The sequence below is a fragment of the Streptomyces sp. NPDC048671 genome (assembly GCF_055587045.1).
Genome location: NZ_JBVJHB010000003.1, coordinates 435,917 through 457,264 on the forward strand (window position 1 = coordinate 435,917; position 21,348 = coordinate 457,264).

18 protein-coding genes and 1 pseudogene are annotated in these 21,348 nt (G+C 70.4%); 6 read left to right on the plus strand and 13 right to left on the minus strand.

Annotated features, from left to right (window positions below; translation table 11 throughout):
* Positions 1-476 precede the first annotated feature (476 nt).
* The 7 genes from ACZ6S6_RS08865 to ACZ6S6_RS08895 all read right to left on the minus strand — a co-directional run bounded on the left by ACZ6S6_RS08865 (position 477) and on the right by ACZ6S6_RS08895 (position 8,220).
* A complete protein-coding gene (locus ACZ6S6_RS08865) occupies positions 477-2,243 on the minus strand; it encodes a hypothetical protein (protein ID WP_469704458.1) in 1,767 nt (588 codons plus the stop codon).
* Between the two features lie 314 nt (positions 2,244-2,557).
* Positions 2,558-3,193 (minus strand): response regulator transcription factor, encoded by a 636-nt coding sequence (locus ACZ6S6_RS08870; RefSeq protein ID WP_362962837.1) that lies wholly within the window; start codon positions 3,191-3,193, stop codon positions 2,558-2,560.
* Entirely contained in the window at positions 3,193-4,401 is a 1,209-nt protein-coding gene (locus ACZ6S6_RS08875) for a sensor histidine kinase (protein ID WP_469704459.1), read from the minus strand. The genes ACZ6S6_RS08870 and ACZ6S6_RS08875 overlap by 1 nt, the downstream gene beginning before the upstream one ends.
* Before the next feature lie 270 nt (positions 4,402-4,671).
* Positions 4,672-5,319, minus strand: coding sequence for a DedA family protein (locus ACZ6S6_RS08880; protein ID WP_362962794.1), 648 nt, complete (start codon positions 5,317-5,319; stop codon positions 4,672-4,674).
* A 33-nt stretch (positions 5,320-5,352) separates the two neighbouring features.
* Entirely contained in the window at positions 5,353-5,562 is a 210-nt protein-coding gene (locus tag ACZ6S6_RS08885) for a DUF2283 domain-containing protein (protein ID WP_469704462.1), read from the minus strand.
* A 50-nt stretch (positions 5,563-5,612) separates the two neighbouring features.
* Positions 5,613-6,734 (minus strand): DmpA family aminopeptidase, encoded by a 1,122-nt coding sequence (locus ACZ6S6_RS08890; RefSeq protein WP_469704521.1) that lies wholly within the window; start codon positions 6,732-6,734, stop codon positions 5,613-5,615.
* A gap of 145 nt (positions 6,735-6,879) precedes the next feature.
* Complete coding sequence (locus tag ACZ6S6_RS08895) at positions 6,880-8,220, minus strand: multidrug effflux MFS transporter (protein ID WP_469704464.1); 1,341 nt, start codon at positions 8,218-8,220, stop codon at positions 6,880-6,882.
* A 46-nt stretch (positions 8,221-8,266) separates the two neighbouring features.
* On the opposite strand from ACZ6S6_RS08895, the gene ACZ6S6_RS08900 reads away from it, so the two are divergent.
* Positions 8,267-8,824 (plus strand): MarR family winged helix-turn-helix transcriptional regulator, encoded by a 558-nt coding sequence (locus tag ACZ6S6_RS08900; protein ID WP_469704466.1) that lies wholly within the window; start codon positions 8,267-8,269, stop codon positions 8,822-8,824.
* Positions 8,825-8,896: 72 nt separating this feature from the next.
* On the opposite strand, the gene mnhG is transcribed toward ACZ6S6_RS08900, so the two are convergent.
* The 6 genes and pseudogenes from mnhG to ACZ6S6_RS08930 form a co-directional block, all read right to left on the minus strand.
* Complete coding sequence (gene mnhG, locus ACZ6S6_RS08905; protein WP_362962786.1) at positions 8,897-9,250, minus strand: monovalent cation/H(+) antiporter subunit G; 354 nt, start codon at positions 9,248-9,250, stop codon at positions 8,897-8,899.
* Positions 9,251-9,255: 5 nt separating this feature from the next.
* Positions 9,256-9,582 (minus strand): MrpF/PhaF family protein, encoded by a 327-nt coding sequence (locus tag ACZ6S6_RS08910; RefSeq protein WP_362962784.1) that lies wholly within the window; start codon positions 9,580-9,582, stop codon positions 9,256-9,258.
* On the minus strand, positions 9,579-10,223 hold the full coding sequence (locus ACZ6S6_RS08915; RefSeq protein WP_469704468.1) for a Na+/H+ antiporter subunit E: 645 nt from the start codon (positions 10,221-10,223) through the stop codon (positions 9,579-9,581). The genes ACZ6S6_RS08910 and ACZ6S6_RS08915 overlap by 4 nt, the downstream gene beginning before the upstream one ends.
* Entirely contained in the window at positions 10,220-11,872 is a 1,653-nt protein-coding gene (locus tag ACZ6S6_RS08920; protein ID WP_362962780.1) for a Na+/H+ antiporter subunit D, read from the minus strand. Before ACZ6S6_RS08920 ends, ACZ6S6_RS08915 begins: the two co-directional genes overlap by 4 nt.
* Positions 11,873-12,000: 128 nt before the next feature.
* Positions 12,001-12,582 (minus strand): annotated as a pseudogene (locus ACZ6S6_RS08925) (Na(+)/H(+) antiporter subunit C); the annotation flags it as partial.
* Positions 12,579-15,503, minus strand: coding sequence for a Na+/H+ antiporter subunit A (locus ACZ6S6_RS08930; protein ID WP_469704470.1), 2,925 nt, complete (start codon positions 15,501-15,503; stop codon positions 12,579-12,581). The gene ACZ6S6_RS08930 and the pseudogene ACZ6S6_RS08925, both read right to left, overlap by 4 nt.
* A gap of 357 nt (positions 15,504-15,860) precedes the next feature.
* Between ACZ6S6_RS08930 and ACZ6S6_RS08935 the strand changes: the two genes are divergently transcribed.
* The 5 genes from ACZ6S6_RS08935 to ACZ6S6_RS08955 all read left to right on the plus strand — a co-directional run bounded on the left by ACZ6S6_RS08935 (position 15,861) and on the right by ACZ6S6_RS08955 (position 21,332).
* The gene (locus tag ACZ6S6_RS08935) at positions 15,861-18,710 is read left to right on the plus strand and encodes a nitrate- and nitrite sensing domain-containing protein (RefSeq protein WP_469704472.1); all 2,850 of its coding nucleotides are present in this window, start codon (positions 15,861-15,863) and stop codon (positions 18,708-18,710) included.
* On the plus strand, positions 18,707-19,144 hold the full coding sequence (locus ACZ6S6_RS08940) for a roadblock/LC7 domain-containing protein (RefSeq protein ID WP_123463130.1): 438 nt from the start codon (positions 18,707-18,709) through the stop codon (positions 19,142-19,144). Before ACZ6S6_RS08935 ends, ACZ6S6_RS08940 begins: the two co-directional genes overlap by 4 nt.
* Positions 19,141-19,548, plus strand: coding sequence for a DUF742 domain-containing protein (locus ACZ6S6_RS08945; protein WP_385026019.1), 408 nt, complete (start codon positions 19,141-19,143; stop codon positions 19,546-19,548). The genes ACZ6S6_RS08940 and ACZ6S6_RS08945 overlap by 4 nt, the downstream gene beginning before the upstream one ends.
* 6 nt (positions 19,549-19,554) lie before the next feature.
* A complete protein-coding gene (locus tag ACZ6S6_RS08950; protein WP_469704475.1) occupies positions 19,555-20,124 on the plus strand; it encodes a GTP-binding protein in 570 nt (189 codons plus the stop codon).
* Positions 20,125-20,198: 74 nt separating this feature from the next.
* Positions 20,199-21,332: an FAD-dependent monooxygenase gene (locus ACZ6S6_RS08955; protein ID WP_362962770.1), complete on the plus strand. Its 1,134-nt coding sequence runs from the start codon at positions 20,199-20,201 to the stop codon at positions 21,330-21,332.
* Positions 21,333-21,348: the final 16 nt, after the last annotated feature.

Sequence of the window (21,348 nt, forward strand, 5' to 3'; positions counted from 1 at the left end):
GCAGGGAGTGGGAGTACTTCCGCAGCGTGAACCCGGGATCGGAGTGTCCCAGCCACTGCGTCAGGGAGACGATCGATTCTCCAGCCTCCAGTTCCTCGGAGGCGTAGAAGTGGCGCAGGGCGTGGAAGCCGTGCTCCCAGGAGGGCTCCTACATGCGAGCACCGTCATCGTTCCGCTCCTCCAGCGGAGCGAGCACCCCCGCTGCGGCAAGAGCGGGCTTCCACACGTAGGAGTTGAAGCAATTCCGGTTGATGGCCTTCCGCTCGCGTCCCGTCACCAGGAGGGGGCCTTGGCCCAAGGCCCCCTCCAGCAGTTCACCCGTCGCCTCGTCGGTGACAGAGTTACCGGGCGCCGCCTGGTGACGGCGTGACCCTGGGAGCCCGTCGCGACGGCTCCCCCCAGTCATCGTCCCGATGTGCACGTCTCTGCCGCCCTGCCCGGTTCGTTCCGGGTGGCGTCCGGCTGTCCGCCCTCGTTCACCGCATCCCCGCCCTGTTACTGGTGTTGTCGGCCCGGCCTCGCTCGCCCGTGGCAACCGCACCCCCGATGACCTGGCCGAGTGCCGTCCCGCCAGCCATGTGCCTGATGAAGAGCCCGCCGTCTCCCACGTTGACGATCTGCTGCTCGAAACGGTCCGTCCGGTAGCCGCTCTGCTCCAGGGCGTCCCGGACGCCCGAGGCGATCCGGTCCTGAACCGTCTTGATGTACCGGCTCACGTCCATCTCCTGGAACAGAGAGGAAACCGGTGCGCTGCCCATCTCCCGGACGGACTTGACGGGTGCACCCGGCATCGCGCTCTCCGGCTCCGTCAACCAGGTCCGGAACACCATGAGACCGGTGCGCAGAGCCGAGATCCCGGTGGCCGCCGAGACACTCGGTGCCGCGAAGAAGGCCCTGACGACATCGCTCGGCCAGTCCCGGGCGGCCACGGACGTGCTCGGCCCGAGGAGGAGCGCCCGCAACACCGTGCGTGGCAGGTCCCGCACCCGGCCGGAACGGGCGGCTACCGCATCGACCTCCATGAACGCGTCCTTGATCGGACCGAGCACATGCGGAGCGACTTCCAGGACGAGCATCCGCCCCTGTGTGTGCACCCGCACGAAAATGGTGACCACGACCTGTTCGTCCCACGCACCGATCCTGACGCGCAGGAAGTGGCGGCGGGCCTCGGCCCCCTCGTCCACCGACGCATCGATGTGCTGCCGAATCTGCTCGCGTCCGAAGACGGCCGCATCGCCTCGGGCTGCGCCGGGAGGCAGATAGACGAACTCCTCGATCTCCAGGTCCTTGAGCCTGTCCCTGCCGGTGCGGGACGCCGACTCACGGAGCGACTCCAGACGCGGCCTGATCAGATCAATGATGTTCCGCGGCGTGAGGACGGTGTCACCGGCGGCACCCTGAACCGGAATGGTCGCTTCGTCGGCGCCCTCGTCACGCTTGCGCTGCAACTCCAGGGCCAGCGACCAGGGTTGATGCGGGACCCCCGCACCGACGAAGGGGAGCTGAGGGTTGTAGACCGCCCCTGACGCGTGCTGTTCGCTCGCGATGAGCCGCTGCAGCCGAAAGTACCGCTCCGAGTCCGGCAGCTGAACCGCACGGCCTCCCACCTGTCGGAGACGGAACGTCTCCGCGGCGAGAGCGCTGCGGAGGGCCAGGGTCACACGAGCCCGATGCACCCATACGACGAACGCGATCAGCAACGGAAACAGCACGACGGCGGGAGTGCTCCTCCATGCGAACAGGGCCGCGATCCAGTAGCCGGCGTTGAGTGCCCAGAACACGAGTGTGAGGACGACGGCCCACACCTTGCGGATGAACCGCAGCTTCCGGATCCCGTCGAGCAGCGGCGCCCCCATGTATCGGTCGACCGGGAGACCGGAGACGTATCTGGCCAGCAGCATGCCCAGGCACACCAGGGCGTACCACGGCGCCCAGAGGTGCTCGAGAACAAAGCCCGGGACCGGGAGCTCGACCCAGTCGAGCTTTTTGCTTCCCGCCGTCGCGAAGAAGCCGATCCAGACGACCAGCAGCGCGACTGCGGCCATGACCTCCTGACGCCGGGCGCGCAGTGCGTGCGCAAGCACGGACAGGACGTCAACTCCCAGCGAAGGTGCGACGGTTCGTTCCTCGTGCCTGACGAGTTCGTCGACGACCTGCCGACGGAAGACCGGGCTCAGATAACTTCCCGCGCAGAGCAGCCTGGTGGCCTCACTACCGGCATGACGCGGTGATGATCCATTCATGGTTTCCCATTCAATTTTCCCGTAAGGCCTTGCCCCAGATGGGTCGTTTACGCTAGCCGGTCCCTGTCAGGGATCCAAACGGAAAGGGCGCTAGTCCCCGAAAGATTGATTTCTCCACCGGGGAGCGTCCGGAGCGGAACCTCCCGCCGCTGCCCGCACGCGGACCATGGCGAGCCGTAGTAGCGGAGGCAACCCGACACAAGCCGACCGGCCGCAGGACGTGGACGAGTTCCCCCGTCTGCTCAAGGACATCCCGTGACCGTTCCCAGGCCGTCTCAGCGTTGCCAGGCACTGAGCCTGGTCCGGGACAGCCCTTAGGACTCCAGATAACGCAGTACGGCGAGAATGCGGCGGTTGTAGCCGGTGGTCCGGGGGAGTTCGAGCTTGTCGAAGACGGCGTTGAGATTCTTCTCGACCGTGCTCATCGAGATGTGCAGCTTCTCGGAGATGGCCGCGTTGGTATACCCCTGCACCAGTTCCTCAAGGACACTGCGCTCGCGTGGGGTCAGCCGGGCGAGCGGGTCGACGTGCGTGGTGCGGAACACCAACTGGCGTACCACTTCAGGGTCGATGGCGACGCCGCCGCCGTGGATACGATCCAGCGCGTCGAGGAACTCCTCCACCTGCGCCACCCGGTCCTTGAGCAGATAGCCCACCCGTTCGGCGTTTTCGGACAGCAGCTGGGCTGCGTAGTTGCGCTCGATGTGCTGGGAGAGCACGAGGACGCCGATGTCGGGCCAGCGCTTGCGCACCTCGATCGCCGCGCGCAGCCCCTCGTCCGTGTGGGTGGGCGGCATCCGGATGTCCAGCACGACGATCTCCGGAGGCTCCTCCTCGACCCTCCGCAGCAGGGTCTGCGCCTCCCCCACCGCCGCGCGCACGTCGTGGCCCTCCTCGATGAGCAGGCGAACGAGCCCTTCCCGCAGGAGAGTCGAGTCCTCGGCCAGCATTACGCGCACGGCAGCTCCGCGATGATTTTGGTGGGGCCCCCCGAGGGGCTGTGGACATGGAGGCGTCCGTCGAGCGCGTCGACCCGGCTGACCAGCCCGTTGAGCCCGCTGCCCGCCGCGTTCGCACCCCCGACGCCGTTGTCCTCGATCTGGACGACGAGGAGGTTCGGGTACTGGCGGACGTCTACGGAGATCGCGCTCGCCGTCGAGTGCTTGGCGGCGTTCGTCACGGCTTCGGAGACGATGAAGTAGGCGGCGGTCTCGACCGACGGGGGCAGCATCCCGGTCAGTCCGAGATCCATCCGAATGGGGATGCTGCACCGATCGGAGACACCGCCCAGCGCCTCCTGGAGGCCCAGGTTGTCCAGCGCGGTCGGGTAGACGCGCCAGGCCACCTCCCGCAGTTCGGTCAGGACCTCCTGCGATTCCTTGTGCGCCTGGAGCAGTAGTGCGTCGGCCTGCTCGGGCGTACGGCCCCGGCGGGCACGGCCCAGCAGCACGGCCAGGGCCACCAGGCGCTGCTGCACGCCGTCGTGGAGGTCGCGCTCGATCCGGCGGCGCTCGGCGTCGACGGCCTGCAGCACGGCGGCCCGGCTGGTGGCCAGTTCGTCGATGCGCTGCTGGAGCAGTTCCCGTTCCGAGGGACCGAAGCACTCCCGGGCGAGGCGCGCGTCGAACGCCTCCAGCGAGAACAGGCCCTGCACGTCCAGGAAGAGCAGCACACTGCCGAGCAGCACCTGGGTGAGCAGCTCCTGCCAGCCGAGCGTGCCGCGCACCACCCCGCCGAGCAGCAGCCCGGCCAGGACCACGCCGAAAAGGAGCAGCCCGGTCACGATGCCGGTGAGCATCCCGACGTAGGTGCGGGTCGCGAGGTACCGGAGGATGCGCTGACCGGCGATGTGGCGGGCGGGGAAACGGTCGCCGAAGAAGAACGAGCGCCGCCGGCGTTCCCAGGAGGTGAGCCGGCGGGCGCCGCCGGTCAGTACGACCAGCGCGTGCCGGCGCGTACGGGGCCACAGCAGCGCGGGGCCGAGCACCGTGCCGACGGTGAGGAAGTAGAGAAAGCCGACCAGGGCCGTACAGCAGCCGACGAACAGCCCGACGGCCCTGCGAGGTAGGGCGAAGGGCGCCCGCGCCGCCTCGCCGGGCGCGGGGCCCGGTGCGGAGTGAAGGTAGTGACCAGTGACGTCTGCTGAATCCCCCTGCACGGTCAGCGAGCGTACTCGGGCCGCGCAGCCGGGGCAAAGCGTTGCCCGGGGGGACAGGGACGGAGCGTGAACGCTCACGAGGAACGCTCGTGCTGCGCCGATGAGTTGCGCGAACGGGCCCTGACCACCACGTACAGCACCAGGGCGAGGGCGACCAAGACCAGGACGACCTTGCTCAGCGCACCGGTGTACATCTGCCCACCCGCTGGATTCGTGGTACCTGAATGAAATTTCGCAGAACATGAATGACAAGCAATCAGCGACGGCCGGTTACATGCGGTGGCGGCCCCGGGAGCGCGACATACGGGAGACGAAGAAGTACCCGATGGCCATGACGGCGAGCAACGCCACCGCCTTCGACACCATTCCGCCGTATTCCTCCACCAGCGTCCAATTGTCCCCCAGCCAATATCCCGCCATGACGAACGCAGCGTTCCAGATGAGACTTCCCATCGCGGTCAGCCAGATGAATGTGACCACCGGCATACGCTCGATTCCCGCGGGCACGGAGATCAGGCTCCTGAGCACGGGCACCATGCGGGCGAAGAACACCGCCTTGCCGCCGTGGCGGGCGAACCACGCCTCCGCCTTGTCGATCTCGTGGGCCTTGACGAACGGGATCCTCACCATGATCCGCCGGGTCCGCTCGCGGCCGAGGGCCGCGCCGACGAGGTACACCACCAACGAACCCACGACCGACCCGATCGTGGTCCACACGATCACGGCGACCGGGCTCATCCGCCCCTGTCCCGCCGTGAATCCCGCCACCGGGAGCACAACCTCGCTGGGAATGAAGGGGAGGACGGTGTCCACGGCGTTGGTCAGGCCCGCACCCGGCGCACCGAGGGTCTCCATGAGGTGGACTGCCCAGCCGGCGACCCCGCCGGCCGGCTCCGCTCCACTGATCGCTGCCATCATGACCATCACGCTACGAGCGGGGGAGGCCGCGCACTATGCGGCCAACCATCGAACCGCCCTGCGGAAAACCGTAGGTTCGCCGGATGGATTCGGGCATGCGCGCGCCACCGCGCCGGGGGCGGGGTGGGAAGCGAAGCAATGTTTTGAACTGACCGCCAAGACCTCGATACCGATGAGGCGGCCCCGACCGTCGAAGTCGAGGTTGATCATGCCGTCGCCGTCCACCGGATCGCAGGGATACATGCGTGCGGAGTTCTCGGCCGCACCAACCGGCCATCAGCCTGGAGGTCTGGTCAAAGACCCGGTTCGTGGGCGAGGGCAGGCCCGGCCCCGCGTGCCGCCAGCAGTTCGGACACCCTGTCCAGCGGCAGTGCCTGGACGTGGTGGCCGTCGCGGCCGGTCATCGAGTGGGCGCCGGTGAGCACGTTGAGCACCGCCTCCTCCACCGACTCGACGACCGCGCCGTAGAAGGGGTCCATCCGGCCCCACGGCACGAAGCGCATCGACTCGTACGGGGCGCTGCCGTCGTTGGCGGGGAACGTGCTGGTCAGCGCGGACTCGTTGGCCGTGGAGAAGGCCAGGAAGATGTCCCCGGAGAAGTGGCTCCCGGTGGTGCCGGTGCGGGCGAGGCCCAGGGTGACGCGGCGGGCCAGCGCCTCGCACTGTCCCGGGAGCAGCGGGGCGTCCGTCGCCACCACCACGATCACCGAGCCCGCACCGGGCGGCACCTGGCGCTCGCCCTCCGGTGCCGGGCCGGGGCTGTCGGGCAGTTCCGGGCCCACCGGCACACCGGCCACCACCAGTTCGCGCCGCGTACCGAAGTTGGCCTGGACGAACGCGCCCACGGTGTAGCGGTCCTCGCCGTACTCCACCACCCGCGACGCGGTCCCCGAGCCGCCCTTGAAGCCGTAGCAGCGCATCCCCGTCCCGCCGCCGACGCAGCCCTCCTCGACCGGGCCGGTGGACGCCGCCTCGATGGCCGCCGCGGCGTGGCCGGACTCCACGGCCGTGCCGTGGATGTCGTTGAGGTGGCCGTCCCAGGTCTCGGTGACGACCGGCAGCAGCCACTCCGGCGCCATGCCCCGGCAGTTGGCGCGCACCCACTCGATCACGCCGCGGTGCACCGGGCCGACCGCGTACGTATTGGTGATGAGCACCGGCACGGCGAGTGAGCCGCTCTCCTCGATCCAGGCGGTGCCGGTCATCTCGCCGTTGCCGTTGAACGAGTGCCAGCCGGCCGCGCAGGGCAGGCCCACAGCGTCCCGGCCACGCGGCAGGAGCGCGGTCACTCCGGTGCGCACGTCGTCGCCCTCGCAGAGGGTCACATAGCCGACCTCGACACCGGGAACGTCCGTGATCGCGTTCCACGGCCCCGGCTCGCCGGTCAGGGGTATGCCCAGCTCGCGTGCCCTCATGCGGTTCTCGTCCACAGGTTCTTCCCTCGCGCCGTCGTCAGCCATGCGCGCAGAGAATACGGGACCGGCCCGGCGCCCCGGCAGGAACGGTTCAGGCCGTCCGGTGCGCCTGGCGGTAGATGTTCCTCCGGCTTGTTCGTCGCTGTCAGGGCCGTTCGCCGGCGGCCGATTCGGCGGACTCCGCTGATCCGGCCGGTTCGGCGGCGACCTCGCCGTGGCTCAGCCACGGCCGGGCGAGCAGGATCAGGGCGAGGCCCGCCAGGGCGAGCGCGGTGAGCACGATGACGGCCATGGGTGTCGAACTGTCCTCGCCGAAGACGCCGACGAGCGGTGCGGCGAGCGCGCCGAACAGGAACTGGAGGCCGCCCAGCAGCGCCGACGCCGCACCCGGCGCAACGCGCCCCAGGGTCTGGCCGATGCTCATCGTGGCGGGGAAGACCAGGCCGATGCCGGCCATGGTGACGAAGAGGCAGATCCAGGTGGCCGCGAGGGTCTCCCCGGCCAGGGCCGGGACCACGAGCAGCGCCACGGCGCCGGTGCCGGAGACCGTGAGCCCTGCGATCAGGAGCGTGTTCATCCGGACCCGGCGGGAGAGCCGCGCGAACGTGACACCGGCGATGAGCATCCCCACCGCGTTCGACGCGAAGATCAGCGAGTACACCGTGGCCGAGACACCGTGCACGTTCTCGAAGACGAAACTGGATCCGCTGATGTAGGCGAACAGCGCCGCCGAGGTGAAGCCGAGCACGAGCACGTACCCCATGAAGGCCCCGTGGGTGAGCAGTGCGCCCATCGTGCGCAGGGAGCCGGCCAGTCCGCCGCTGTGCCTCCGCTCGGGCGGCAGCGTCTCGGGGACCTTGCGCAGTACGGCGGCCAGGAGCAGTGCGCCGATCACGGCGAGGACCAGGAAGACGGTGCGCCAGGTCGAGAACGACAGGACGGCGCCGCCGATGACGGGTGCGGCGATCGGTGCGATGCCGATGATCTGGGAGAGCAGCGCGAAGTAGCGCGGCACGTCCGCGCCCCGGAAGCAGTCGGTGATGACCGCTCGGGCCAGTACCATGCCCGCCGCGCCCGCGACGCCCTGGAGGAAGCGGGCCGCGGTGAGCAGTTCCACGTTCGGTGCGACGGCGCAGAGCAGCGAGAACAGGATGAAGCCCGCGACTCCGGACAGCAGGAGCCGGCGGCGGCCCCAGCCGTCGCTCATCGGGCCGATCAGGAGCTGCCCCACCACCAGGCCGGCCAGGAACGCGGTCAGGGTGAGCTGCACGGCCGAGCTGTTCGCATGCAGCGCGGCCCCCATCGAGGGGAAGCCGGGCACGTACATGTCGGTGGCCAGCGGTGCCACGGCGGTGAGTGCGCCCAGCACGGCGACCAGGGCGGAGACCTGCTTGGGCGAGGCGAGCGGGGTGAGCGGCCGCGTTGCGGCGGAGGGCGGCGCAGCCTGGGACGCCGCCTCGTCGGAGGCGGGGGAAGGGGTTAGCATGGGGTGAAAGATAACCGATGGTTCACTGGTTAACAAAGGAGTGCTGGTGCAGTCCCATCCCGATGGTGTCCGCGATCAGTGGGTCAGCCGCAACCCCGGCCTGGACGCCTCCGCCATGGAGGTCGTGGCGCTCGTCAAGCAGGTGTCCTCGCTCTTCGACCGCGCCCTCGAACCGCTCTACGAGGGGGCCCCGCTCACCGCACCGGAGGCGGACCTGCTCATTCCGCTCCGCTGGGCGACCGAGCCGTCCATCGCCCGCCGGCTGGCCGACAACATGGGAATGTCGCGGGCCGGGGTCAGCAAGACGCTGGCCAAGCTGGAGAAGCGCGGCCATATCGCCCGCACTCCCAATCCGGCCGACCGGCGGGCCGCGCTGGTGACCATCACGGAGTCGGGGAAGCAGGCCATCGACGAGCTGTTCCCGCGTCAGCTCTCCGTCGAGGCACAGATGTTGTCAGGGCTCGGCACGGACCGGGCGAAGGTGCTCGACGCGCTCGCCCGTCTCGCCGAGGTGATGGAGGACGGGCTGGCCAACCGGGTACGCGGTCACGGCCGCGACATCGGCCTCGGTCTGTCCAACATCCGCGGCGCCCAGGCGCCTTGACCGGGCCGACCTCCTCGCCGTCCTCCTCCTCGCCGTCCTCCACCTGCCGCGTCGCCCGGCGGCGGAGAACGCCTAGTTCTCTTCCGTCAGTTGCTCGTCCAGCTCGTCGAAGAGAAGCTGACCGTGTTCGACCTGCCCCGTCCGGTACGCCGAGCGCGCGACCAGGTGCGAGGCGACCGGGCCGGTCAGCAGCTGGAAGAAGCCGATCAGCCCCAGGGTCGCCATGTCCATGCCGCTGCGCAGCCGCAGCGCGACCCCCGCCAGCACGATCAGCATGCCGAGCGACTGCGGCTTGGTCGCCGCATGGCTGCGGGACAGGACTTCCGGCAGCTTCAGCATGCCGATCACACCCAGCAGGCAGACGGCCGCGCCGATGAGGACCAGGACCGCGCCTGCTGTGTCGGTGATCTGAAGCCAGACACTCATGGTGTTTACCTGCCTGTCCTCTTGGGGCCGTCGGCGCGCGCGCGGCCCGGCGGCCGGTCGCGTACGGCGATGAAGCGCGCGATGCCCACCGAACCGGTGAAGCCGAGGAAGGCCAGCACCAGCATGATCGGGAAGTAGAACGGGTCGCGTGCGAAAGCCGACTTGGCGCCGAGGCCGGCGATGATCAGGGCCGCGCAGACATCCAGTGAGATCGCGCGGTCCAGCATGGAGGGGCCCAGCCAGATACGGGTCAGCAGACCCGCTCCGGCGATGACGATCACGACGACGGCCGCGATGAGCAGCACCCGGTCGACGGTCTCCGGAACGCTCATGCGTCCTCCCCCTGGTCTCCCGGCTGCTCGCCGGTGTGTGGTGCGGTCGGTGGCGGAACGGCGACGCGGGCGATCTCGTCGCGGGTGCCGAAGGCCCGGACGGTCAGCTCCTCCAGGCGCCACACGGAACGCCGGGCCGCGTCCAGTTCGGCGGGCCGGTCCGCGTCGAGGACGTGCAGGAAGACGGTGGCCGTGGCGCGGCGCACCTCGACGACCGATCCGCCGGGCACGTTGGACACCGTGACGGCGGTCGCCGTGAGCATCAGGTCCGAGCGGCAGCGCAGGGGTACGGCGATCACGGCGGCCTGGTGCGGCCCCTCGGCGAAGATCTGCCGGGTGACCCGCACGGCGGAGGTGTACATGTGGAGGAGCAGAAAGCCGGCCAGCCGCAGGATGCCCCAGGGGTGCAAACGAAGCCCGAGGTCGACCTGCGGCAGCGGGAACGCCAGGCAGACCGCGATCGCGACCACCGCGCCGGTCAGCAGATTGGCCCAGTGCAGGCCGGACCAGAGCAGTACCCAGATGACGGTGAGCCAGGCGATCAGCGGCAGGTCGAGCACCCGCCCGCGGCGGCCGCCGAACTGGCAGCTGAACGGCGGCAGGTCCTTGTCCCGGTAGGAGAACCTGATCAGTCGTCTCACCTTCCGAGCACCGCCTCGATATAGGGGGAGCGTGCGATGAGTTCGGCGGCCGAGCGGTCGGTGTACGAGGTCAGCGGCCCGGCGAACACGGTGAAGGCCAGTCCGAGCGCGACCGTCGCGGCGGTGGCCCAGGTCATCCGCCGCGGCAGCTTCGTCGTCGTGGTGACGGCGTGACCGTGCAGCGTGGCCGCCACCGCGCGCCCGGCCGGCTGGTGGCGGGTTCGTACCCCTTCGTCGCCGGTGCCGGGCATCCGGTCCGGGCCCTCGTCGGCGTCGCTGTCGTCCTCCTCGTCGGACTCCAGGACCGTGCCGTCCAGCGCCTGCCCGGGGGGTGCGGCCCGCCAGAACGCCAGGTTCCACACCTTGGCCATCACGTACAGCGTGAGAAGGCTGGTCGCCGTCGATCCGATGACGAGGGTCCAGGCCCAGACACCGCCGTCGGCGACACCGGCGCGCATGAGCCCGAGCTTGCCGATGAATCCGGACAGCGGCGGGATCCCGGCCAGGTTCATCGCGGGTACGAAGAAGAGGACGGCCAGGAACGGTGCGGCTTTGGCGATCCCGCCGAGCCGCGTGAGTTCGGTGGTGCCGCCCCGCCGTTCGATCAGGCCGGCCACCAGGAAGAGCGTGGTCTGCACGGTGATGTGGTGGACGACGTAGACGATCGCGCCGCCGTACGCCTCCCGGGTGGCGAGCCCGATGCCGAAGATCATGTAGCCGATGTGGCTGATGAGGGTGAAGGAGAGCAGCCGCTTCAGGTCGGTCTGGGCGACGGCCCCCAGGATGCCGACGACCATCGAGGCGAGGGCGGCGGCCATCAGCAGATCGCCGAGCCGGTTGCCGGGGAAGAGCAGAGTCTCGGTGCGCAGCATGCAGTAGACGCCGACCTTGGTGAGCAGTCCGGCGAAGACCGCGGTGACCGGAGCGGGCGCGGTCGGGTAGGAGTCGGGCAGCCATGCGGCGAGCGGGAAGACGGCGGCCTTGATGGCGAAGACGGTCAGCAGCATCGCCTGGATCAGGGTCTGGACGCCCAGCGGGAGTGCGGCCAGGCGCCCGGCCAGCTGGGCGAAGTTGGCGGTGCCGGTGGCCGCGTACGTCATGGCGATGGCGGTGAGGAAGAGCATCGAGGAGAAGAGGGAAATGATCACGTAGGTGGAGCCCGCGCGGACCCGGGAGCCGGTTCCGCCGAGCGTGAGCAGGACGAAGCTGGCGACCAGCATGATCTCGAAGCCGACGTAGAGGTTGACCAGGTCACCGGCGAGAAAGGTGCAGGAGACCCCGGCGACCAGGATCAGATAGGCGGGGTGGAAGACCGCCACGGGTGTCTCCTCGTCCCGGTCGGCCATGCCCTGGCCGATGGAGTAGACGAGGACGCAGAGGGTGACGGCGGAGGAGACCGTCAGCATCAGCCCGGAGAGCCGGTCGGCGACCAGGGTGATGCCGAGCGGCGGCGCGAAGTCGCCGAGGTTGACGGTGAGCGGGCCGTCCATGTCGGCGGCGATCATCAGGGTGACCGAGAGGCCCAGTACGGCGGTGAGCACGGCGACGCTGATGAAGCGCTGGAACTGTTTGAGCCGGGTGCCGAAGGCGAGGCTCAGGCCGGTGGCGCAGAGCGGCAGCAGCACCGGCAGCGGGACGAGTTCGTTCACCCGGTGTCTCCTCGGTTCGGGTCGTCGGGGGTGGTGCCGGGAGCGGTATCGGGAGTGGTGCCGGGGGTGGTATCGGGAGTGGTGCCGGGTCCGCCCGGTGCGGCGGGGCCCGGTTCCTCGGGAGTGCCGGGGCTCCCGTCCTCCGCCTCCGCCGCGTAGTGCTCCGGGTCCGCGCCCAGGACGTCGTGCCACAGGTCCCCGGACGCGTCCCGGCCGCGGGCCTGGAGGGCGCGGTCGGCACGCAGCCTGGCTCTCAGCCGGCGGCGCTCCGCGCGGTAGCGGCGGCGCTCCTCGTCCGTACGCTCCGACTCGGCCCGGTACTGCTCGCGCAGTTCGTCGCGCTCCCCCAGCACCTCGGCGCGCAGCACGATGCGCCGGTCCTCGTCGTCGTCGTGGACCTCGTCCGTGCCGGTCAGCTGGTGGCTGCGGTAGGCCATGGCCAGGAGGAACGCGGTGGTGGCGAGGGTGATGACGATGGCGGTGAGGGCGATGGCCTGGGGCAGCGGATCGGTGACCTCGCTCAGCGCGACGCCGTAGAGCAGGGGTTCGCGGCCGGCCGCGCCGGTGGCGGACAGGACGAGCAGGTTGATGCCGTTGCTCGCGATCACCGCGCCCAGCAGGATCCGGGTGAGGGGCCGGGTGAGCATGAGGATGCCGCCGACCGCGCACAGCACCGCGGCGGTGGCGAGGAGCGAGGCGCTGACGGTCATGGCGCGGAGCCCTCCGTCCCGGGCTCCGGCCGGACAGCCGGACCGGCCGCCCGGCCCGTCGCCTGTTCGGCGGCCCGCTCGATCTGCCGGTCGATCTTGGCGCCGAGGGCCCGCACGATGTCCAGCACCACGCCCAGCACCAGGAGATAGACCCCGAAGTCGAAGATCACCGGCGTACCGAATTGGTAATCACCGATCAGCGGCAGATGTCCGTGGTGGGTCCAGGCGTGCAGGACCGTGCCGTGGGCGAGGCCCAGCAGGGCGACCCCGGTGGAGAGGAAGAGGCCGAGGCCGGTGAAGAGTCCCGGCTGCAGCGGGGCGGCCTCGGCGAGTTCGAAGCGGCCCCCCGCCAGGTAGCGGGTGATCAGGGCGACTCCGGCGACCATCCCGCCGACGAAGCCGCCCCCCGGCATGTTCTCGGCGCAGAACAGCAGGTACACCGAGAGCACCAGGATCGGGTGGAACAGCAGCCGGGCCACCACCTCGAAGACCACGGAGCGGTGCTCGGGCGCCAGCGTGGCGCCGGCCGCCAGCCAACCGCGCTCCGGCGCCCCCTCGTCGCCGTGCGGCAGCCCCGCCAGCCGGGTCGTGGTCACCGACCAGGCGGTGCGCCCCTGTCTCTCCGGGGGCGCACCGGCTCCCTCGGCACGGCGGTGCAGATAGATCAGGCTCGTCACACCGATCGCCGCGGCGGCGAGCACGGCGGACTCCCCCATCGTGTCCCAGGCCCGCAGGTCGACCAGGATGGTGGCCACCACGTCCTTGAGCCCGTGGTGCGCGGTCTCCTCGACCATCGCTGCGCCCGCCGGCTTCGCGGTACGCGCGGCCGCCGCGACCCATACCACCACGCTCAGGGTCGCCGCCGCGGCCAGCGCCACCGGGATGCGCACGGCACGGCGCCAGCCGCTGACGGACTCCTGGAAGTGCACCGGCATCCGTCGCAGCACCAGCACGAACACGATCATCGACACGGTCTCCACACAGAACTGCGTGAGCGCCAGGTCCGGACCACCCTGGACGACGAAGAGCAACGCGGTCCCGTATCCGGTGAGTCCGCCCAGCACCACGGCCTTCATGCGCCGTCTGACAGTGAGGCAGAACAGTGCCGCCGCACAGGTCAGTACGGCGACGGCGCCCTGGAGCGGTACGTCCCAGAGCCGGGGCGCGACGGCGCCTTCCCAGGGGCGGTCCACACCGAGCACCGCCAGCTGCCCGCCGAGCATCGCGAGCAGCGTGGTGGCGAGGTAGACGGAGAGCGAGCCGCGCTGGACGAATCCGGTGATCTGGAGGGAGAGCCGCTCCAGGCCGAGCAGCAGATGGCCGAAGACGTTGTCGGCGGTCGGCCAGGCGATCCGCCGGGAGAGCCGGGTGACCTCGCCGCGCCACACGAAGAGCGCGGCGCCGCCCGCCAGGGCGAGGGCCGAGAGCAGCAGCGCGGTGCCGAATCCGTGCCAGAGCGCGAGATGGTACGGGTGCGCGGGGGCGGGAAAGGTGTCCGCGTACGCGCTCAGCAGCCGGTCGGTCCACCCGACGCCGGGCCCGAGGACCAGCCCGCAGGCGGCGAGCAGCGCGGGCGGGGCGAGGAAGGCCCAGCCGACCCGGTGGACCGGGGTGTCGGTGACGCCGGGCTTGCGCAGGAAGGCCCCCCAGACGAACCGGGCGGTGTAGGCGACGGTCAGCATCGACCCCACGACGGTGATGCCCAGCGCCCAGCGGTCCGCGGGGCCGCCGTGCAGCAGCGCCTCGAAGGCGGCCTCCTTCGCGGCGAAGCCCAGCAGTGGTGGCAGGGCGGCCATGGACGCGGCGGCGATCACGGCGACGGCGCAGACGTGCGGCAGCGCCCGTCCGACGCCGGAGAGTCTGCGCAGGTCCCGCGTGCCGGCCGCGTGGTCGACGATGCCGGTGACCAGGAACAGCGGTGCCTTGAACAGGGCGTGACCGAGGATCATCACGGCGGCGGCCAGCGCCGCGTCACGGCTGCCGACACCGGCGAGCAGCGTGAGGAAGCCGAGCTGGCTGACGGTGCCGTAGGCGAGGACGAGCTTGAGGTCGTTGAGCCGCAGCGCCCGCCAGCCGCCGAGCAGCATGGTCGCGGCGCCGAGGACCATCACGAGGGGCCGCCACACGGGCACGTCGGCGAATCCCGGTGCGAGGCGGGCGACCAGGTAGACGCCGGCCTTGACCATGGCGGCGGCGTGCAGGTAGGCACTGACGGGGGTGGGCGCGGCCATGGCGTTCGGGAGCCAGAGGCTGAACGGCCAGATCGCCGACTTGGACAGCGCCCCGCACAGGATCAGCACCACGGCCACCGAGACGGCGATGCTCGTCGGGGGCGGGTCGGCGAGGATCGCGGAGATCCGGTAGGTGCCCGACGCCTGACCGACGATCAGGAAGCCGACCAGCATGGCGAGGCCGCCGAAGGTGGTGACGGTGAGTGCCTGGAGGGCGGAGCGGCGGCTGTGCCGGTGCTCGCTGTTGTATCCGATCAGCAGGTAGGAGAAGACCGTGGTCAGCTCCCAGAACACATAGAGCGAGATCAGGTCGTCGGTGAGGACGAGAGCGAGCATCGCCCCGGCGAAGGCGAGCAGGTTCCCGGCGAATCCCGCGAGTTGCGGGGTGTCGTCGGTGAAGTACGAGGCGCAGTAGAGCAGGACGAGCGTGCCGATACCGGCCGCGAGCAGCACCATCAGTTCGGCGAGCGCGTCGAGGCGCAGGCCGAGGGCGACGTCATAGGCCGGGATCCAGTTCCACGACCAGGTGACCGAGGATCCGGAGGCCGCGGTGTCCCACTGGGCGAGGGCCCAGCAGGTGGTGGCCGCCGGTGGCAGGGCGAGTACGACGAAGGCGCGCCTGCCCAGTCGCCGGACCAGCGGGCGGGCGCACGCGGCCAGGACGAAGTGGCAGACGATGAGCGCGGTCATACGGCTCCGCGGGGAAATGCGGCGCGGGGTGTCGCGGAACAAGGGGTCGCGGAACAGGGGGTCATCGAACGGACAAAGGGCACTAAATACAGATATATCCCTGAACCGGCTTCACCCGTACGGCGCGCCGCGCCCACCCGGTCGCACTCAGATCGGTCGCGGCAGCTCCGCGCGTAGATGGTGAAGATGTGAGTGATCGATGTTGTTCATGTGAGCCCGCTTCCTTTTCATTTTTACAGTGTGGCTAATATCTATCTGTCGAAGTTCTAAACGGATTTGACCAGTCGTGAGGCTGGCATCATCGCCAAGGAGCATGCCCTGCGCACGCGCGCGTCTCGGCGGAGCGACTCGACCACCATGTCGCTGCGGACGGCCCTGCTCGTACTGGCCATCGTCCCCGGTGTCGCACTGGCCGCCCTCTGGGCCGTCACCAGTGGTCAGACTCTGCTCGACTTCCAGAGCCAGGCAGCCCAGGGGCAGTTGGCCCAGAAGGCCGGCCAGCCGTCCAATATCGTGTATTACAACCTGCAGGAGGAGCGTCGGCTGAGCGCCGAGACTCTGGCCCGCCACGGAGGTGTCACCGACGCGCTGCGCAAACAGCGCAAGCTGACCGACGAAGCGATCACCAGCTTCCAGTCTCTCTCGGGCGTGACCGCCGACGACGCACCCGGCGAGGTCCGGGACGCGGTCGGCCAGGCCCGCGACGCGATCAATCAACTGCCCGCGCAGCGCACCCTCGTGAACGAGGGCGGCAATGACCAGCAGAAAGCCGTGTACGGCTACTACACGGATCTGATCGCGGTCGACCTGAAGCTGTTCACCGCGCTCAGCCATGTGGACAACGGCAAGATCACCACACTCTCGCAGCCGCTGGTCGACCTGTTCTGGGCCAAGGAGATGATCTCGCGCTCGGACGCCCTGCTGGCCCGTGGCTGGCCGAAGGGCAAGCTGAGCACGGAGGACCTCCAGCAGATCCGGCAGGCCGTCTCCGGCCAGTCGTTCCAGTACTCCGACAAGGTCGCCCCCTACCTTCCGCCCGACGAGAAGGCGATGTGGGACGAGATCGCGAGCAGTCCCGCCTGGAAGACCAAGACCCAGGTGGAGACGCAGGTGCTGCGGCCCGCCGACCCGGACAGTGCCGGATTCGTCAGCCTCGGCGCCCAGGAGAAGACCTGGCGCGGCGCGATGGACCAGCTCACACCCCAGCTCGTGAAGCTGATGGAGCACCGCACCGCCCTGGTGGTCGAGAACGGCAAGGACAGCGTCATCTCACTGCTGATCAGGGTCGTCCTGACCACAGTGATCGGCCTCCTCGCGGTCATCGCGGTCATCTGGATCACCTGGCGCCTCACCCGTAACCTGCGCCGCCGAATCGGCCGGCTCCAGGAGCGGGCCGAGGAGCTGGAGAAGACGCTGCCCGATGTCATCGACCGGCTCGCCCAGGGCGAACGCATCGATGTCGAGGCCGAGGCCCGTGCCATCGCGCACGACACCAAGAGCAGTAAGTCGGACGAGCTGACGCAGCTCGGCAACGCCCTCAACCTGGCCCGCACCAGCGCCGTGCAGGCGGCCGTCAAACAGGCCGACCAGCACCGCGGCTTCGAGCGGCTGCTGCAGCGCATCGCGCGCCGCACCCAGCAGTTGATCGGCCAGCAGCTGAAGAAGCTGGACGAGCTGGAGCGCAAGCACGAGGACCCCGAGATCCTGGACGGCCTCTTCGACCTCGACCACCTCACCGCCCGGCTCCGGCGCTACGAGGAGAACCTGGTGATCCTCGCCGGCGGCTCCCCGCACCGGCGCTGGCGCAAGCCCGTTCCGCTGCTGGACGTCATGCGTTCCGCCCAGGGCGAGGTGCAGGACTACCGGCGCGTGGTGCTGGATCTGGACGGCACCCCGTGGCTCACGGAGCGGGCCGTCGGACCGGTCTCCCACGTGCTCGCCGAGCTGATCGAGAACGCCCTCAGCTTCTCCAGGCCGCCGAGCCCCGTCGAGGTCAGGGCCGCCCGGGTGAGCCGGGGTCTGGCCATCGAGGTCGAGGACCGCGGGCTCGGCATGGACGAGCAGCAGCTCTCCGAGGCCAACGAGCTGATGAGCCGTCCGCCCAGGATGGACGTGCTGGCCCACTCCGACGACATCCGTCTCGGCCTGTACGTGATCGCACGCCTCGCCGACCAGCACGGCCTGCGGGTGGAGTTCCGCCCCTCGGCCTTCGGCGGCACCCGCGTCGTCGTGCTCGTCCCCGACGCGCTCACGGTCCCCGAGCCGCGCACCGGCCCGGTGGGCGTGCCGTCCCCCGAGGAGGCCGTCCCGGCCCCCGCGCCGGCCACGCCCCCGGCGCCCGCCGCGACCGGCGACGGAGAGGCGCTGCCCAGCCGGGGCCGCGGCCAGGCCCTCGCCGGGGTCACCGCGCTGCACGCCTCCGGCGCACCCTTCGACGCCACCGCGGCCCCGTACACCGCGGACCCGTACACCGTGGCGACCGAGCCCTTCCCCGACCGGGAGGGGCCGCAGCCGCAGCCCGCGCCCGCCGACGACCCGTTCGGCGACACCGAGCACCCGTTCCCGCCGTACACCGGAACCGCACCCGGGACATCCCCGTACGGTTCCGCCGGACCGGCTTCCCCGTACGGCGGCTCCCACGAGGACCCGTACGCCCCGGCCGAACAGCCGTACATGAAGGCTGAGGGCCAGTACCCCGTACCGCACCAGCCGTACCCCACGCCGGAGGAGCCGTACATGACTCCGCAACAGCCGTACACGGGACCGTACCCGGCGGGCGTCGCCGGGGACCCGAACGGATTCCCGCTCCCCGGTGTCCGGCAGCCGGAACCGGCCGCCGGACACCACGCACAGCTGCCGGTGGCCGAGCCCGACCATCCGGCTCCGCCGTCGCCGGAGGCCATCGCTCCCGATGGCGGGTCCGGCCGGCCCGCGCTGCCGGCCCCGGCCGCCGCGGAACCCCCGTTGCCGCGCCGGGTGCGGCAGGCGAGCCTCGCCGACGAACTGCGGATCGCCCCGGCCGCCCGGCCTGCCGCGTCGCAGTCGCCGAACCGGGACGAGAACCCACTGCTCCGGCCGGCCCCCCGTCGGGCCGGAGCCGCGATCGGAGCCTTCCAGCGCCGGTCCCGCGCCGCCCGCGCGACCGATGAAGCGCCGACGGAGCCCGACCCGCCCTCCCGCCATTCCACGAGAGAAGAACGGTCATGACACGCACAACCGCCACTCACCAGGACCTCGACTGGCTGCTCGACGGTCTCGTGGACTCGGTGGCCGAGACCCTGAACGCCGTGCTGCTCTCCGACGACGGCCTGGTGGTGAGCCATTCGCGCACCGTCGAGCGCGCCGACGCGGAGCGGCTGGCCGCCATCTGCACCGGCCAGCAGAGCCTGGCCCGCGGTGTCGGGCAGCTCTTCAACGGCGGCGGCGTGCACCAGGTGATAGTCGAGCTGTCGGACCTGTGGCTCTTCATCATCTCGGCCGCCCAGGGCACGCACCTGGCCGTCGTCGCCTCCCAGGAGGTGGATGCCGAGATCATGTCGCTGGCCATGCACAACCTCGTCCAGCAGGTCGGCCAGAAGCTCAGCACCCCGGTGCGCGGTGACTTCGACGCCTTCGGCGGCGGGGACGGGCCGCACGCGTGACCCCGCACTGGGAGGACGAGGAGACGGAGGAGGACGGCGCGGGCACCATGGTGCGCCCGTACACCATCACCCGTGGCCGGACCGCCCCCGAGCGGGACGACTTCACCCTCATCACCGTACTGACGACCGCACACGACCCGCGGGACGAACACGGCGCGGCGGCCCGGCCCGGCCGGCTCCAGCCGGAGCACCGGATGATCCTGGACCGCTGCCGGCGTCCCGCGGCGGTCGCCGAGGTCTCCGCGGACCTCAACCTCCCGGTCTCGGTGACCAAGATCCTGCTGGCGGACCTGGTGTCCCACGGCCTGCTGCTCGCCCGCGCCCCGCTCTCGGTGGCACGGGCGGCCGGCGGTGCGGACATGGGCGTGCTGGCCGCTGTTCGCGACGGACTCCGGAGACTCTGAGTAAAGATGACAAGCAGTTACGCGGCCCCCGCCGCCGTCAAGATCCTTATCGCCGGTGGCTTCGGCGTCGGCAAGACCACCCTGGTGGGCGCCGTCAGCGAGGTCGCGCCCCTGCGTACCGAGGAGTTCCTGACCAAGGCCAGCATCGGCGTCGACGACCTGGCCGGTGTCGGCCAGAAGGACACGACCACCGTGGCGCTGGACTTCGGCCGGATCACGGTCAGTCCCGAGCTGGTCGTCTACCTCTTCGGTACACCGGGCCAGGAGCGTTTCTGGTTCATGTGGAACGACCTGGTCAACGGCGCACTCGGTGGCGTCGTGATCGCCGACACCCGTCGGCTGGAGACCAGTTTCGCCTCGATCGACTTCTTCGAGAGCCGCGACATCCCGTTCGTGGTGGCGATCAACTGCTTCCACGGCCACAACACCCGTACGGCGGACGAGGTCAGGACGGCGCTCGACCTCGACCCCCATGTCCCCCTGCTGGTCGGTGATGTGCGCGACCGGCCGTTCGGCCGGGACGTGCTGCTGGCCCTGGTGGACCACCTGATGAGCCTGCCCGTCGCGGCCGGCTGACGTGCCCCTTTCCCGCAAGTCCTTTCGCTGATTCAGGCTGATTTCCGCTGACTCCCGCTCTGGAGAGATCCCCTATGGCAACACCCCTGCGCGTCCTGATACACGGCGGCGGCATCGGCGGGCTGACGCTCGCCACCGCCCTGGCCCGGCGCGGCCACACCGTCGAGGTCGCCGAGCTCCGCGACCAGCTCGACGCACTCGGCGTCGGCATCATCCAGCCGTCCAACGCCCTCCACGTCATGCGGGAGATCGGGGTGCTCGACGACTGCCTCAAGGCGGGCTTCGAGTGGGAGGTGCTGACCATCGCGGACCCGGCCGGCAACACCCTGGCGGAGATTCCGCAGCCCCGGATGGGCGACGCGCCCTCCAACAACGGCATCCCCCGCCCCGCCCTGGCCCAGGTGCTCGGCGCCGCCGCCACGGCGGCCGGGGCCACGATCCGGTTCGGCACCACCATCGCCAAGCTCGCGGACGACGGCGAGGGCGTGGACGTCACCCTGTCCGACGGCTCGGCCGCACGCTGGGACCTGGTCGTCGGCTTCGACGGCATCGGCTCACCGCTGCGCAGCCGGCTGTACGGCAACCGCTTCGTCCCCGAGTACACCGGCTTCGCCAACTGGCGTGTCACCATGCCCCGTCAGGAGCGGGTGCGGGGTGTCGTGATGAGTACCGCGGGCCAGGCCGCCAAGGCGCTGCTCACCCCGATCACGGACGAACTGATGTACCTGGGCGCGGTGTTCGCGGAGTCCGAGGACTTCCGGCCCGACCCGGACAAGGCCCACGAGCAGCTCAAGGAGCGGCTCCCGATGTTCTCCGGGCCCGTCGCCGAGGCGCTCGCCGCGGTCACCGGGCCCGAGGACGTGGTGTACTCGCGGATCTCCCAGGTGACCGTCGAGGAGCCGTGGCACATCGGCCGGGTCGTCCTGGCCGGTGACGCCGCGCACGCGAGCACCCCGCACATCGCGCAGGGTGCGGCGATGGCCGTGGAGGACGCGCTGGTGCTCGCGGAGTCGCTGGACGCCGAGCCGGACGTGGCGGCCGCGCTCGACCTCTGGGAGGGGCGCCGCCGCCCCCGTGCCATGTGGGTGCAGGCCATGTCGCGTGCCGTGCTCAAGCAGGAGACGGGCGGCGAGACGACGCCCGAGGAGGACGAGCTGCTGAAGGTCGGCATACCGGGTGCGGCCCACGTGCTGGTGAAGCCGTACTGATCATGCGCTGAGCGCT